This window comes from Pseudomonas anuradhapurensis (assembly GCF_014269225.2).
Taxonomy (GTDB): Bacteria; Pseudomonadota; Gammaproteobacteria; order Pseudomonadales; family Pseudomonadaceae; genus Aquipseudomonas; species Aquipseudomonas anuradhapurensis.
The window spans coordinates 3,717,353-3,732,599 of sequence record NZ_CP077097.1 but is presented as its reverse complement, the minus strand read 5'-3'; the positions used below and the strand labels follow the sequence as shown (position 1 = coordinate 3,732,599).

Annotated in this window: 11 protein-coding genes; all 11 read left to right on the top strand. The window is 65.4% G+C overall.

Going from position 1 to position 15,247, the window contains the following annotated elements; all coding sequences use genetic code 11:
• The first annotated feature begins 5 nt into the window (after positions 1-5).
• The 11 genes from HU763_RS17155 to HU763_RS17105 all read left to right on the top strand — a co-directional run bounded on the left by HU763_RS17155 (position 6) and on the right by HU763_RS17105 (position 15,247).
• Entirely contained in the window at positions 6-1,115 is a 1,110-nt protein-coding gene (locus tag HU763_RS17155; protein WP_186679656.1) for a flagellar basal body P-ring protein FlgI, read from the top strand.
• Between the two features lie 11 nt (positions 1,116-1,126).
• A complete protein-coding gene (gene flgJ / locus HU763_RS17150; protein WP_186688714.1) occupies positions 1,127-2,281 on the top strand; it encodes a flagellar assembly peptidoglycan hydrolase FlgJ in 1,155 nt (384 codons plus the stop codon).
• A 12-nt stretch (positions 2,282-2,293) separates the two neighbouring features.
• A complete protein-coding gene (gene flgK / locus HU763_RS17145; protein WP_186688716.1) occupies positions 2,294-4,324 on the top strand; it encodes a flagellar hook-associated protein FlgK in 2,031 nt (676 codons plus the stop codon).
• A gap of 13 nt (positions 4,325-4,337) precedes the next feature.
• Positions 4,338-5,909, top strand: a complete 1,572-nt coding sequence (locus tag HU763_RS17140; protein ID WP_186688718.1) for a flagellar hook-associated protein 3 — start codon at positions 4,338-4,340, stop codon at positions 5,907-5,909.
• A 74-nt stretch (positions 5,910-5,983) separates the two neighbouring features.
• Entirely contained in the window at positions 5,984-9,556 is a 3,573-nt protein-coding gene (locus tag HU763_RS17135; RefSeq protein WP_186688720.1) for a glycosyltransferase, read from the top strand.
• A 141-nt stretch (positions 9,557-9,697) separates the two neighbouring features.
• Entirely contained in the window at positions 9,698-10,471 is a 774-nt protein-coding gene (gene rfbF / locus HU763_RS17130; protein ID WP_170031145.1) for a glucose-1-phosphate cytidylyltransferase, read from the top strand.
• The gene (rfbG, locus tag HU763_RS17125) at positions 10,453-11,535 is read left to right on the top strand and encodes a CDP-glucose 4,6-dehydratase (protein ID WP_186688730.1); all 1,083 of its coding nucleotides are present in this window, start codon (positions 10,453-10,455) and stop codon (positions 11,533-11,535) included. The genes rfbF and rfbG overlap by 19 nt, the downstream gene beginning before the upstream one ends.
• Entirely contained in the window at positions 11,532-12,092 is a 561-nt protein-coding gene (locus HU763_RS17120) for a dTDP-4-dehydrorhamnose 3,5-epimerase family protein (protein WP_170031141.1), read from the top strand. The genes rfbG and HU763_RS17120 overlap by 4 nt, the downstream gene beginning before the upstream one ends.
• Positions 12,089-13,315 carry a class I SAM-dependent methyltransferase gene (locus HU763_RS17115; RefSeq protein ID WP_186688733.1) on the top strand — a complete coding sequence of 409 codons (1,227 nt, stop codon included), beginning with the start codon at positions 12,089-12,091 and terminating at the stop codon, positions 13,313-13,315. Before HU763_RS17120 ends, HU763_RS17115 begins: the two co-directional genes overlap by 4 nt.
• Positions 13,312-14,190, top strand: coding sequence for an NAD-dependent epimerase/dehydratase family protein (locus HU763_RS17110; protein ID WP_186688735.1), 879 nt, complete (start codon positions 13,312-13,314; stop codon positions 14,188-14,190). Before HU763_RS17115 ends, HU763_RS17110 begins: the two co-directional genes overlap by 4 nt.
• On the top strand, positions 14,180-15,247 hold the full coding sequence (locus tag HU763_RS17105) for a class I SAM-dependent methyltransferase (RefSeq protein WP_186688737.1): 1,068 nt from the start codon (positions 14,180-14,182) through the stop codon (positions 15,245-15,247). The genes HU763_RS17110 and HU763_RS17105 overlap by 11 nt, the downstream gene beginning before the upstream one ends.

The following is a 15,247-nucleotide window of genomic DNA, read 5'->3' as shown; positions in this document are numbered from 1 at the left end:
TGAACATGTTCAACGTAAGGCAGCTGATTGCCGCGACCCTGCTCCTGTCCTGCGCGTTCGGTGCCCAAGCTGAGCGCCTGAAGGACATCGCCAGCATTTCTGGCGTGCGTTCCAACCAGTTGATCGGCTATGGCCTGGTGGTGGGGCTCAACGGCACGGGTGACCAGACCACCCAGACGCCGTTCACCCTGCAGACCTTCAACAACATGCTCTCGCAGTTCGGCATCAAGGTACCGGCCGGCTCCGGCAATGTGCAGTTGAAGAACGTCGCGGCGGTGTCGGTACATGCCGACCTGCCGGCCTTCGCCAAGCCGGGCCAGGTGGTGGACATTACCGTGTCCTCCATCGGTAACTCCAAGAGCCTGCGCGGTGGCAGCCTGCTGATGACGCCGCTGAAGGGTATCGACGGTAATGTCTATGCCATCGCCCAGGGCAACCTGGTGGTCGGCGGCTTCGATGCCGAGGGCCGGGATGGATCGAAGATCACCGTCAACGTTCCGTCGGCTGGTCGCATCCCGGGTGGCGCTACCGTCGAACGGGCGGTGCCGAGCGGCTTCAACCAGGGCAACAGCCTGACCCTGAACCTCAACCGCCCCGACTTCACCACGGCCAAGCGCATCGTCGACAAGGTCAACGAGCTGCTCGGCCCTGGCGTGGCCCAGGCCGTTGATGGCGGCTCGGTGCGGGTCACCGCGCCGATGGACCCGAGCCAGCGCGTCGACTACCTGTCGATCCTGGAAAACCTCGAGATCGACCCGGGCCAGGCCGTGGCCAAAGTCATCATCAACTCGCGTACCGGTACCATCGTCATCGGCCAGAACGTCAAGGTGTCGCCGGCGGCGGTGACCCACGGCAGCCTGACCGTGACCATCACCGAAGACCCGATCGTCAGCCAGCCGGGGCCGCTCTCCAATGGCCAGACCGCGGTGGTGCCGCGCTCGCGGGTGAACGCCGAGCAGGAAGCCAAGCCGATGTTCAAGTTCGGCCCGGGCACCACGCTGGATGAAATCGTCCGCGCGGTAAACCAGGTAGGTGCAGCGCCCAGCGACCTGATGGCGATCCTCGAAGCCCTGAAACAGGCCGGCGCCTTGCAGGCCGACCTGATCGTGATCTGAGGACGCTGCCGATGAACAGCAAAAGCCTGGTTTCCGGCAGTGCCGACAGCGGTGCCTACACCGACCTCAACCGCCTGAGTTCGCTCAAGCACGGCGACCGCGACAGCGACGCCAATGTGCGCAAGGTGGCGCAGGAGTTCGAATCGCTGTTCATCAGCGAAATGCTCAAGGCCTCGCGCAAGGCCAGCGACGTGCTGGCCGACGACAACCCGATGAATACCGAGACGGTGAAGCAGTATCGCGACATGTACGACCAGCAGTTGGCCGTGAGCATGTCCCGCGAAGGCGGGGGTATCGGCCTGCAGGACGTGCTGGTGCGCCAGCTGTCGAAGAACAAGAGCGCGCCGGCCAACACCAGCCCGTTCCCGCGCATCGAGGGCAACGCCCCGACGCTGTGGGGCAACAAGGTCGCCGAGCCGGTGCATGTCGCCCAGGCGAATGCCGGCCGCAACGACGTGGCCGCGCTCAATTCGCGGCGCCTGGCGCTGCCGAGCAGGGTCACCGATCGCCTGCTGGCCGGCATCGTGCCGTCGGCCGCCACCACCAACAACGCTGCCGTGCCGGCCCGCGATGGCCAGCAGGTGGCCAAGACCTTTGCCGTGCCGGACAACGGCCTGCGCATCCTCGGGCGCGCTGTGGCGCAGCCACCGCTGGCACCGAAAAAGGCCTTCGCCGACAGCGACGAATTCGTTGCCACCATGCTGCCGATGGCCGAACAGGCGGCCAAGCGCATCGGCATCGACCCGCGCTACCTGGTGGCGCAGGCTGCGCTGGAAACCGGCTGGGGCAAGTCGGTCATGCGCAACAGCGATGGCAGCAGCAGCCATAACCTGTTCGGCATCAAGGCCAGCGGCAACTGGCAGGGCGATTCGGCGCGGGCGATCACCAGCGAGTTCCGCGATGGCCAGTTCGTCAAGGAAACGGCAGCGTTCCGTTCCTACGACTCGTACCAGGACAGCTTCCACGACCTGGTTAGCCTGTTACAGAACAATTCGCGCTATCAAGATGCGGTGAAGGCCGCCGATAAACCAGAACAGTTCGTGCAAGAGTTGCAAAAGGCCGGGTACGCCACCGACCCGAATTACGCCAGCAAGATCTCGCAGATCGCAAGACAGATGAAGTCGTACGAGCACTACGCGATGCTCGGTACCGCAACAAAACTTTAAGGGCATGGAACCATGGCGAGTCTGATCAACATTGGTATGTCGGGGCTTGGCGCCGCGCAATCGGGGATGTATACCCTCGGTAACAACATTGCCAACGCCGATGTCGAAAGCTACTCACGCCAGCAGAATGTGCAGAAGACCAAGGGTGGCCAGCAAGTTGGCCAGGTGTTCATCGGCACCGGCACCACGCTGGCCGATGTACGCCGGGTGTATAACGCATTTCTGGAAAACCAGCTGCGCAGCACCACGTCGTTGAGCAGCGATGCCGCCTCGTACCTGAACCAGATCACGCCGCTGGATACCGCCCTGTCGAGCAGCGACACTGGCATCACTGCCGCTTTGCAAAGCTTCTTCAGTACCTTGCAGGATGCCGCGGCCAAACCGACCGAGGACGCCTCGCGGCAACTGCTGCTGACCAGCGCGCAGTCCCTGAGCAAGCGTTTCAACACGCTGTCGGCGCAGCTCAACCAGCAGAACAGCAACATCAACTCCAACATGGCGGCGATCGCCGATCAGGTGAACAACCTGACCAAGACCATCGCTGACCTCAACGACCAGATCTCTCGCGTCACGTCGATCTCCGGCCAGCCCAACGACTTGCTCGACCAGCGCGATGGCGCTGTGCGTGAGCTGAACAAGTTGATCGGCACCGATGTGGTGGAGCGTGATGGCAACTACGACGTCTACCTGAAAAACGGCCAGGCCCTGGTACTGGGCAAGACCACCCAGACCTTGGGCGTGGAGCCGAGCGCGACCGACCCGACCCGCATGAGCCTGATCCTCAACCGCGGCTCGACCAAGATGGACATCACCAGCACCACCAGTGGGGGCGAGTTGGGTGGCCTGATCCGCTACCGCAAGGAAACCCTCGATCCGGCGCTCAACGAGCTGGGCCGCGTGGCCCTGGTGGTGGCGGACGCGATCAACAGCCAGCTGGCCCAGGGTATCGACAAGAACGGTAACTTCGGCGCCACCCTGTTCGGCGATATCAACAGCGCCGCGGCGGTCAGCCAGCGCAGTATTGCCAAGTCCGGCAACAGCGCCGGCTCCGGCAACCTCGACGTGACCATCAAGGACACCGGCAAGCTGACCACCAGCGATTACCAGGTGACCTTCACCAGCGCCACTGGCTACAGTGTGCGCAAGTTGCCTGAAGGCACCGACATGGGCAGCTTCGACCTCGGTGACACACCGCCGCCGGTGATCGACGGCTTCACCCTGTCGCTCAACGGTGGTGGCCTGAGTGCCGGCGACAGCTTCAAGATCACCCCGACCCGCAACGCTGCGGCCGGCATCGAAACCGTGCTCACCGACCCCAAGCGCCTGGCACTTGCTGCACCGCTGACCGCCACCAGTGGTGCGGGCAACAAAGGCACCGGGGTGATCACCCAGCCGACGCTGACCTCGGAAATGGACATCTATGACGCCACCCAGCGCTCGCAGCTGCAGACCGGGCTGAAGTATTCGACCCCGGTCAAGCTGGTGTTCGGTGACGACAGCACGTCGCCACAGGCCTATACCCTGTACGATGCCCAGGGCAACAGCATCGGCAGTGGTACGATCATCCCCGGCCAGGAGAACAAGCTGCAATTGTCGGTGCCGATGGTCGATGCCAGCGGCAACCCGCTGGGTAGCGATTTCACCTTCGAGATGAGCGTTTCGGGCGCACCGAAGAATGGTGACAGCTATACCGTGGCGCTGACCGGCGCCGGCTCTGCGGACAACCGCAATGCCCAATCGGTGATCGACCTGCAGACCAAGCCCACGGTCGAGGTGGGTGCCAACGGCAAGGGCATCAGCTTCACCGACGCCTATGCCAAGCTGGTTTCCAACGTCGGCGGCAAGGCCGGCCAGGCACAGATGGACAGCGATGCCACCTCGGCGCTGCATACCTCTGCACTGGACAGCCGCAACGGCCTGTCGGGGGTGTCGGTCGACGAAGAGACCGGCAACCTGATCAAGTTCCAGCAGTACTACACCGCGTCGTCGCAGATCATCAAGGCGGCCCAGGAAACCTTCGCCACCCTGATCAACAGTCTTTAAGGAGCCGTAGATCGTGAGCGTACGCATCTCCACTTCGCAGTTCTACAATACCAACCAGGCCAACTACCAGCGCAACTTCTCCAACTCGGTGAAGACCCAGCAGGAAGCCACCGATGGCATTCGCGTGCGCTCGGCCAAGGACGACCCGGTTGGCGCTGCCCGCCTGCTGCAGCTGGAGCAGCAGCAGAACATGCTCGAACAGTACGGCGACAACATCGTCAATGTGCGCAATGCCCTGGGTACTGCCGAAAGCACCCTGAAGTCCATCGGCACCATCCTGCAGCGGGTCAACGAACTGGCGGTGAGCTCCGGCAACGCCGGCTTCACCGACGACGACCGCAAGGCCAATGCCGCCGAACTGGATTCGCTTGAGCAGCAGCTGTTCACCCTGATGAACAGCAAGGACGAAAACGGCAAGTACATCTTCTCCGGTTCCAAGGGCGACACCCAACCGTATGTGCGCAATGCCGATGGCACCTACTCCTACCAGGGCGACCAGTCGCAGCTGAAGTTGCAGGTGGGCGACATGCTCAGCCTGGCGGCCAACGAAACCGGCTACGATGCGTTCGAGCAGGCGCTGAACACCAGCCGCAGTGAGACCAGGCTGACTGCGCCGGCCACCGATGATGGCCGGGTCAGTCTGTCCAACGGCCAGGTTTCCGGCAGCTCTACCTACAACGACCGCTTCCGCAGTGGCGAGCCTTACAGCATCGAGTTCATCAGCAGCACACAATTCAAGATCACCGATGCCGGCGGCAACGACGTCACCCTCGAGGCGACCCAGGGCGGCAAGTTCGACCCGAAAGGCGACAACACCGAGATCAGCTTCCGTGGCATCGACCTGCGCCTGGACATCAGCTTCAAGGCCGGTGACGAAGCCGACCCGGATGCGGCCATCGCCGGCCACACCTTCAGCCTGACCTCCAAGGCAGACCAGATCGGCAGCAGCCGCAGCCCGGGAAATTCCTCGTCGGTGCAGATCACCGGTAGCTCGGTGGTCGACCAGGCGGCGTACAAGGCCGCCTTCCCCGAAGGCGCGGTGCTCAAGTTCACCAGCGCCACCGACTTCGAGCTGTACACCGCGCCGGTCAGCGACGGCAGTCGGCCAATCTCCACGGGCACCCTGAGCGGTACCACCGCCACGGTACTGGGCGTGCAGTTCGACTTGTCCGGCGCGCCAAGTGCCGGTGACGCGTTTGCCATCAAGGTCGATACCCACCAGACCCAGAATGTGCTCGATACCATCAGCCAGCTGCGCGCTGCGCTGAGCACCCCGATCGACGGTGACCCGGCCGCCGCGCAGACTTTCAAGGCCGCGCTGGACTCGGCCATCGGTAACATCGGCAGCGCCACCAACCAGGTGACTTCGTCGATCGCCTCGATCGGTGGCCGTGGCCAGGCGCTGGACGTGCAGGCCGAGACCAACTCGGCGCTGGGCGCGGAGAACACCAAGACCCAGAGCTCGATCCGCGAAAGCGATCCGGCCGAAGTGATGATCCGCCTGACCATGCAGACCAACATGCTGCAGGCCTCGTTGCAGGCCTATGCCAAGGTCGCCGGTCTGTCGCTGGTCAACTACATCTGATAGCGCTGCATGCGTAGCCAATCGTGCGCCGCCACCGTCAGGTGCGGCGCACTTTTTTTTGCAAGGTCGCCAACGTGAACGAAAAGCCTCTCGTCAGTATCGTCATCCCTGCCTACAGCCCACGGTTCTTTGCCATGGCCTTGCACAGCGCCCTCGGCCAGACCTATGAGGCGCTGGAGGTGCTGGTCTGCGACGACAGCGAAGGCGAGGAGATCGAAGCCATCGTCAACGCTGTCGAGGGCGAATTGCGCGCTTGCGTGCGCTATGTGCGTAACAGCCGGCGCCTGGGTTTTGTCGCCAACCTGGTGCAGGCGGTGAGCTTGGCCCGGGGCGCGCTGGTCAAGGTGCTGTGCGACGATGATCGGCTCTTCCCGCAGTGCGTGACGCACCAGGCCAAGGCCTTGCTGGAGCATGACGAAGTCGGCCTGGTGTTGTCGCAGCGCGTGCTCTGTGACGAGAACAATTTCATCCTGCCGATGCGTATCGCCAATGCGCGCTTCGCCAATGTCGACAGCCTGTTCAAGGGCGAAGACATGCTGGCCATGCTCGATGGGCGGCCCGTGAACTTCCTGGGCAATTTCTCGGCGGCGCTGATGCGTCGCGAGCAGGCACTGGAGTGGTTGCAGGCACTCACCAGCGATGGCCTGAGCTTCGTCGCGCTGCTGGACCTGGCGCTGTTCGCCTGCCTGATGCGGCGCGGCAACATGGTCATGCTCAGCGAGCCGGGCCTGATCGAGCGCCTGCACCCCCAGCGCTTGAGCAAGCAGGAAGCGCTGGTCCAGGCCGCACCGCAGGAGTGGCGCTGGATGATGCAGATGCTCGCCGCGCGCAGTGGCGAGGCCGCGCCCGCCAGTGGCTGGGTGCGCTACGTGCCACTGAGCGAGGCACAGCAGCAGCCACGCCAATGGCAGGAGCTGTGTGTGGCACGCATCATCAGCAACTGGCAGACCCGCCTGGGTGGTCGGGTCGGCAGCGAGTGCGAAAGCTATGCCGAGCTTTATCAGCAGTGGTTGGCGGCGCGCCGCTTCAGCGACGTGCAGCGCGGCCTGCTGCCCCAGGCCATAGCGGCCTGGCCACGTCAGCCGCGCATCGTGCCGGTGGTGCTGGATACCCAGGGTGATGCCCAGGCCCTGGCGCGCACCCTCGACAGCCTGGCCGGGCAGTTGTACCCCGTGCATGCCTGCGTGGTGCTGGCCGATGCCGAACCCGCCAGCCCGATACCGCTGGTGCATCAGCCGCTGCAGAGCGACTGGCCCGAGCAGTTGAACCAGCTGCTGGCCTCGTTGCATGACGCCGACTGGATCTACCTGCTGCGTGCCGGTGACCGGCTCGCCGAATCGGCCATTCTGCTGCTGGCAGAACGTGCCGCGGTGTTTCCCAACCTGGCATGTGCCTACAGCGATGAAGGGGCCTGGCTCGATGACCAGCCGGGCGAACCGGTGTTCAAGCCGGACTTCAACCTCGACCTGTTGCGTAGCTACCCCTATGTCGGCCGCACCCTGGCCTTCGCCCGCGAGGCGATTCTCGACCTCGGCGGTTTCGATGCGGGCTTTGCCGAGCTGGCCCCGCATGACCTGCTCTGGCGCCTGGTCGAGAGCCGAGGCCTGCAGGTGGTCGAGCACATTGCCGAAATCCAGGTGCAATCGGAGTTCAGCTTCGCCAACTGGCTGTCGCTGCCGGAAGTGATCGCCCAGAGCGAACCGGTGCTGGCCGCGCATCTGCAGCGGCTGGGCGTGGCGCATCGGATCCGGCATGACGACCTGTCGTTGCTCAATCGGGTGGACTACCTGCATGCCGACACCCCGCAGGTATCGATCCTCGTTCCTGTCGGTGATGACCTGGCGGGCCTGCAGGCCTGTGTCGAAGGGCTGATCGAGCGCACCGCCTATGGCCGCTACGAGGTCTTGCTGGTGGCTGGGCCGAGCGTGGCGGCCGACGTCGATGGCTGGCTGCAGGCGATGAGCGGGCTCGGTGCCGGCATGCTGCGCGTGGTCCGGGCGCCCGGCGGTTCACGCAGCCAGCTGCTCGATGCTGCGGCGGCCCAGGCCGGCGGTGACTACCTGTTGTTGCTCGATGCCAGCGTGCAGGTGTTCGACGGCCAGTGGCTGGCGGAAATGCTCCAGCATGCCCAGCGCCCGGAAGTGGCGGTGGTCGGCGCCAAGCTGGTCGATGCCCAGGGCCGGGTGGTCGAGGCGGGCCGGGTGCTGGGGGTTGCCAGCGTGGCCGGTCCGGCGTTCGCCGGGGAAGATGCGCAGGCGCGCGGTTACCTGCAACGCTTGCAGGTGGTCCAGGACTGGAGCGCTGTCGGCGGCGATTGCCTGATGGTGCGCAAGGCAGTGTTCGCCGAGCTGGGAGGGCTGGGTGCGCAACCGCTGAGCCAGGGCATGGCCGAGCTCGACCTGTGCCTGCGTGCGGGGGCACGTGGTTATCTGGTGGTCGGCACGCCCTATGCCGTGCTGCTCAAGCGCGAAGCGACGACCAGCAGCGATGGGCTTGGTCAGGACGCGTTGCTGGAACAGCAGCAGGTGTTCTGCGAGCGCTGGCTGAGCAAGGTCGTCCGCGACCCGGCCTATAACCCCAACCTGGGGCTGGCCAACGGTGACTTCAGCCTCGAGCCGAGCCTGCGTGGCAGCTGGAGCCCGCTGTGTGCCCGGGCGTTGCCGTCGGTGCTGGGGTTGCCGATCAACGACAGTGCGGTGGGCCATTACCGGGTCGAACAGCCGTTCAAGCAGTTGGAAGCCGCCGGGCGCGTGGTCGGGCGCGTGGTCTACGAGTCGCCGACCGTGGTCCAGCTGGCGCGCATGGACCCGGACGTGATCATCCTGCAGTTGCGCCATAACGATGACTCGGTGCGCGACATCGAACGCATCGCCCGCTTCTCCAACGCCCGGCGCATCTTCGAGATCGACGACTACGTGCTCAGCGCGCCGAAGAAGAACACCCATGCGCGCAACAAGCCAGCCGACATCGAGCAGCACCTGCGCCGTGGCATCAGCCTGTGCGACCGGGTGGTGGTGACCACCCAGGCGTTGGCCAATGCGCTGGCAGACATGCATGACGATATCCGCGTGGTGCCGAACATGCTGGCACCGCACCTGTGGACCAACCTTCCGGCCAGCCGCCGTGGCACTTCGAGCAAGCCGCGGGTGGGTTGGGGCGGCGGTACCAGCCACAGTGGCGACCTGGAGATCATCGCCGAGGTGGTGCGCGAACTGGCCAACGAGGTGGAGTGGGTGTTCTTCGGCATGTGCCCCGAGGCGCTCAAGCCCTACATCCACGAGTACCACCCGGGCGTGCCGCTGGCGCGCTACCCGGCCAAGCTGGCGAGCCTGAACCTCGACCTGGCCCTGGCGCCGCTGGAATTCCACATCTTCAACGACTGCAAGAGCAACTTGCGGCTGCTGGAGTACGGCGCCTGCGGTTACCCGACCATCTGCACCGACACCGAGGCCTACCGCGGCTACCTGCCGTGCACGCGGGTGTACAGCAACAGCACCGAGGAATGGCTGCAGGCGATCCGCTCGCACCTGGCCGACCCGGCGGCCAGTTACCGCATGGGCGACGAATTGCGCGAGGCGGTGATGCGCGACTTCGTGCTGCGTGACGACAACCTGCGCCACTGGGAGTGGGGCTGGCTGGCCGACTGATTTTTCGCCTGAGCGGAGCAGGGGTCGCAAAGCGGCCCCTGCTTTTTTGCAGATTGGCGCATTTCCTGCAGTACCCCATCGATATCGCCATAAATCCTTCGCCCTGGGGTTGCAAGGGGCGCGAAGTACAAGAGGAAATCGATGAAGGCAGTCATTCTGGCGGGTGGTCTCGGCACGCGTATCAGCGAAGAGTCGCACCTCAAGCCCAAACCGATGATCGAGATCGGTGGCAAGCCAATTCTTTGGCACATCATGAAGCAGTATTCGGCGCACGGTATCCATGACTTCGTGATTTGCCTGGGCTACAAGGGCTACGCGATCAAGGACTTCTTCGCCAACTACTTCCTGCACACTTCCGACGTCACCTTCGACATGCGCGCCAACCGCATGGACGTGCATCAGAACTACAGCGAGCCATGGCGCGTGACCCTGGTAGACACCGGTGAAGAAACCATGACCGGTGGCCGACTGCGCCGCGCCGCACGTTACCTGGAAGGCGAGAAGGCGTTCTGCTTCACCTACGGTGATGGCGTGTCCGACATCGATATCGGCGCGCTGGTCGATTTCCACCACGGCCACGGCAAGTTCGCCACGGTCACGGCGGTGCAGCCACCTGGTCGCTACGGTGCCCTGCAGCGCGATGGCGACCAGGTGCTGGGCTTTACCGAGAAACCGCGCGGTGATGGCGGCTGGATCAATGGTGGCTTCTTCGTGCTGTCGCCCGAGGTGCTGCCCTACATCGACGGCGATGCCACCTCGTGGGAGGCCGAGCCGCTGTCGCGCCTGGCCCATGAGGGGCAATTGCATGCCTTTGCCCATGAGGGCTTCTGGCACCCGATGGACACCCTGCGGGACAAGAACCACCTGGAACAGTTGTGGAACAGCGGGGAGGCGCCATGGAAGCAGTGGGACTGAGGCCTGCGTTCTGGGCTGGCAAACGCGTTCTGCTCACCGGCCATACCGGTTTCAAGGGCAGCTGGCTGGCGCTCTGGCTGCACAGCCTGGGCGCCCGGGTCACCGGCTTTGCCCTCGACCCTGCGACCGAGCCGAGCCTGTTCGAGCTGGCACGGGTCGGCGAGGGCATCGATGACCGCCGTGGCGACATCCGCGACCTTGGCGTGCTGCTGGAGCTGGTCGCCGAAGTACAGCCGGAGATCGTCCTGCACCTGGCGGCGCAACCACTGGTGCGCGAAAGCTACCGCGATCCGCTGGGCACCTATTCGACCAATGTCATGGGTACCCTCAACCTGCTCGAAGCCGTGCGCCAGACCGGTGGCGTGCGCGCCTGCGTGGTGGTCACCACCGACAAGGTGTACGCCAACCAGGAATGGCCCTGGCCCTATCGCGAGAACGAAGCGTTGGGCGGGCACGACCCCTATAGCAGCAGCAAGGCCTGCTGCGAGATCCTCGCGCAATCTTACGCCGCATCGTTCTTCCCGGCCGAGCGCCATGCCGAGCATGGCCTGAGCCTTGCCACCGCACGGGCCGGCAACGTGCTGGGCGGCGGCGACTTCTCGCCCGAGCGGCTGATCCCCGACGTGCTCAAGGCGTGGACCGCCGGTGACCCGGTGACCCTGCGCTTCCCCGCGGCCGTGCGCCCCTGGCAGCACGTGCTGGAGCCGCTGGCCGGCTACCTGCAGCTGGCGGCGAGCCTTTATCAGCAGGGCCAGCGCTTTGCCGGCGCGTGGAACTTCGGCCCCGGTGACGATGACATGTGCAGCGTCGGCGAGGTGGTGCAGTTGCTGGCCGACCGCTGGCCGCAGGCGCCCGGCGTCAGCTTCGAGCAGAGCGACATGCACGAAGCCGGTTTGCTGCGCCTGGACAGCTCGCGTGCCCGCCAGCTGCTGGCCTGGCGCCCGCGCTGGGCACTCGAGGAATGCATCGAGCGCACCCTGGGCTGGCACCTTGCCTGGCACAAGGGCATGGACATGCGTGCGGTGAGCCTGACCCAGCTGAGCCTGTACCAGGAGTCGCTGTGAGCCAGTACCGCCTGCACCCCTTGCCGTTGCCGGGCCTGGCGCGCATCGAACATCGCCGTGTCGAAGACGCCCGTGGCGCTTTTTCGCGGTTGTACTGCGAAGACAGCCTGGAGCGCTTCGGCGCGCCATTCCACATCCGCCAGATCAACCGCTCGCTGACCCGCCAGCGCGGCAGCGTGCGCGGCCTGCATTACCAGGCCGGGCCGCAACCGGAGAGCAAGTACATCACCTGCCTGCAAGGTGCGGTATGGGATGTGGTGGTCGATCTGCGTGCCGGCTCGCCGACCTTCCTGCACTGGCATGCCGAGCACCTCGAGGCCGGCCAGGGCAGCAGCCTGCTGGTGCCGGCTGGCTGCGCCCACGGCTTCCAGGCCTTGAGCGACGACGCCGAGCTGCTGTACCTGCACAGCGCCGACTACGCCCCGGAGCATGAAGGCGGGCTGTCGGTGCTCGACCCGCGCCTGGCCATTGCCTGGCCGCTGCCCGTGATCAACCTCTCGGCCCGGGATGAGCAGCACCCCTGGCTGGACGACCGCTTTACCGGAGTGACCGTATGAATTGCCGTGGTTGTGGCAGTGCCTTGCACCTGCCGTTGATCGATTTGGGTACCTCGCCGCCCTCCAATGCCTACCTGCGCCCCGAGCAGCTGGCCGAGGCGGAGCAGTGGGTGCCGTTGAAAGTCGCGGTATGCGAGCAATGCTGGCTGGTGCAGACCGAGGACTACACCCGCGCCGAGCAGCTGTTCGACGCCGACTATGCCTACTTCAGCTCCTATTCCAGCTCCTGGCTGGCCCATGCCGAAGCCTATGTGGCGAGCATGACCGAGCGCTTCGGGCTGAATGCCGACAGCCGCGTGGTGGAAATTGCCGCCAACGATGGCTACCTGCTGCAGTACGTGGCCCGGCGCGGCATTCCCTGCCTGGGCGTCGAGCCGACCCGCAGCACCGCCGAGGCGGCGCGGGCCAAGGGCCTGGAAATCCGCGAGGTGTTCTTTGGCCGCGCCGTGGCCGCGCAACTGCTGGCCGAGGGCTGGGGCGCCGACCTGATGGCAGCCAACAACGTGCTTGCCCATGTGCCGGACATCAATGACTTCCTCGGCGGTTTCGCCAGCTTGCTCAAGCCGAGCGGCGTGGCCACCTTCGAATTCCCGCACCTGCTGTCGCTGATCGCCCAGCACCAGTTCGACACGCTGTACCACGAGCACTATTCCTACCTGTCGCTGACCGCGGTGCAGATCCTCTGCCAGCGCAACGGCCTGGAACTGTTCGACGTGCAGGAGCTGTCGACCCATGGTGGCTCGCTGCGGGTGTTCGTGCAGCGAGCCGATGGCCAGCGCCGCGCCGTGGAACCGACTGTCGCCAGCCTGCTGGCGCTGGAAGAGGAGGTGGGCGTGCGTAGCCCCGGCTTCTACGCCACCCTGGCGCCGGCCGCCGAGCGCATCAAGCTGCAACTGCTGCGCTTCCTGCTGGATGCCAAGGCCGCCGGCAAGCGGGTGGTCGGCTACGGCGCCGCCGCCAAGGGCAATACCTTGCTCAACTATGCCGGGGTCAAGGCCGACCTGCTGGCCTGGGTGGCCGATGCCAACCCGCACAAGCAGGGCAAGTTCCTGCCCGGTAGCCGCATCCCGGTAGTGGCGCCCGAACGCCTTGCCGAAGAGCAGCCGGACTACGTGCTGGTGCTGCCGTGGAACCTGCTGCGCGAAGTCAGCGAACAGCAGGCCGGCATCCGTGAGTGGGGCGGCCGCTTCGTCATCGCCGTGCCCGAGTTGACCGTGCTATGAGCGCGCTGCATGTGCTGGTGACCGGGGCCACCGGTTTCGTTGGCCGCCATCTGGTGGCGCAGCTGCTGGCCCGCGGTTGTCGGGTACGCGCCCTGGCGCGTGACCTGGAACGGGCGCGCCGCATGCCGTGGTTCGACCAGGTGCAGTTCGTCGCCGCTGACCTGCAACTGGCGGATGCTGGGCAGGTCGCCAGTTGGGTCGACGGTATCGATGCCCTGGCCCACCTGGCCTGGCCGGGGCTGCCGAATTACCAGGCGCTGTTCCATCTGGAGCAGAACCTGATGGCCGACTATCGCTTCGTCAAGCACGCAGTCGAGGCGGGCGTGGCGCAGGTGCTGGTCACCGGCACCTGCTTCGAATACGGCATGCAGAGCGGTCCGCTGGACGAACACTGCCCGGCGCGCCCGGCCAACCCCTATGGCCTGGCCAAGCACAGCCTGCATCAGTTCCTCCAGGCGCTGCAGAAGCATCGGCCGTTCACCTTGCAATGGGCGCGCTTGTTCTACCTGCATGGTGAAGGCCAGAACCCCAATAGCCTGCTGGCTGCACTCGACCGCGCCATCGACAGCAAGGCGGCGGTGTTCGACATGTCCGCCGGCGACCAACTGCGCGACTTCCAGCCGGTCACCGAGGCAGCACGGCAATTGGCTGGCCTGTTGCACTGCAGGGGGTTCTCCGGCGTGGTCAACTGCGCCAGCGGCCGGCCGGTAGCGGTGCGCAGCCTGGTCGAACAGCGCCTGCGCGAGCGCGGCGCCGAGCTGCTGCTGAACCTGGGCCATTACCCCTATCCGAGCCACGAACCCATGGCGTTCTGGGCCGTGACCGACCGACTCGAGCAGCTGCTGGCTGCCCAAGGAGCGCCTCATGGCCTATGAGTTGTACCGCGCAGCCGGCCTGCCCGTGCTGCAGAACCGCACCTTCGCCGATGCCGCCAGCGCACGCGCGTCGGCCAGTGGCGACATGTGCCTGGTCCAGGATGAGCGCACCGGCCTGGTCTACAACCAGGCCTTCGACGCGTCCTTGCTGAGCTACGACAGCGACTACCAGAACGAGCAGGCGCTGTCGCCGGCGTTCCAGCGTCACCTGGATGACGTCGAACGGCTGATCACCCGCTACTTTGCCGGCCAGCGCCTGATCGAGGTGGGCTGCGGCAAGGGCTACTTCCTCGAGTTGCTGCGCCAGCGCGGGCATCGGGTGACCGGCATCGACCCGGCCTACGAAGGCGACAACCCGGAGGTGATCAAGGCGCCGTTCACCCGTGCGCTGGGACTGTCGGCCGATGCCGTGGTGTTGCGTCATGTACTGGAGCATATCGCCGACCCGCTGGCGTTCCTCGCGGCCATCGCCGATGCCAACCAGGGGGGGCTGATCTACATCGAAGTGCCGTGCCTGGACTGGATCCTCGACCACCGCGCGTGGTTCGACCTGTTCTACGAGCACGTCAACTACTTCCGCCTGGATGACCTGCGCCGGTGTTTCGGCACGGTGCTGGACGCCGGCCACCTGTTCAACGGCCAGTACCTGTACATCGTCGCCGACCTGGCCAGCCTGCGGGTGCCAGCCTTCGATGGCCAGCGCCTGCAGTTGCCGGCCGGCTTCAGCGCCAGCCTCGAACGCGGCCAGGCGTTGCTGCGCGAGCAGGCCGGGCGCGGTGCGGCGATCTGGGGGGCGTCGTCCAAGGGCGTGATCTATTCGCTGTACCTGCAGCGTGCCGGGGTGCAGGTCGACCACGTGATCGACATCAACCCGGCCAAGCAGGGCCGCCACCTGCCGCTCAGTGGCTTGCGCGTGTCGTCGCCGCAGGAAGCGCTGGCGAGCCTGCCGGACGGTGCGCAGATCTTCGTGATGAATTCCAACTACCTGGACGAGATCCGCCGTGACACCGGCAACCGTTTCGTCTACCACGCGGTCGATGATGCCGCGTTCCAATGA

Coding starts and splice junctions, on each gene's coding strand:
- rfbG (WP_186688730.1), top strand. CDS start 10,453: ATGGAAGCAGTGGGACTGAGGCCTGCGTTCTGGGCTGGCAAACGCGTT.
- HU763_RS17115 (WP_186688733.1), top strand. CDS start 12,089: ATGAATTGCCGTGGTTGTGGCAGTGCCTTGCACCTGCCGTTGATCGAT.
- HU763_RS17155 (WP_186679656.1), top strand. CDS start 6: ATGTTCAACGTAAGGCAGCTGATTGCCGCGACCCTGCTCCTGTCCTGC.
- HU763_RS17105 (WP_186688737.1), top strand. CDS start 14,180: ATGGCCTATGAGTTGTACCGCGCAGCCGGCCTGCCCGTGCTGCAGAAC.
- flgK (WP_186688716.1), top strand. CDS start 2,294: ATGGCGAGTCTGATCAACATTGGTATGTCGGGGCTTGGCGCCGCGCAA.
- HU763_RS17110 (WP_186688735.1), top strand. CDS start 13,312: ATGAGCGCGCTGCATGTGCTGGTGACCGGGGCCACCGGTTTCGTTGGC.
- flgJ (WP_186688714.1), top strand. CDS start 1,127: ATGAACAGCAAAAGCCTGGTTTCCGGCAGTGCCGACAGCGGTGCCTAC.
- rfbF (WP_170031145.1), top strand. CDS start 9,698: ATGAAGGCAGTCATTCTGGCGGGTGGTCTCGGCACGCGTATCAGCGAA.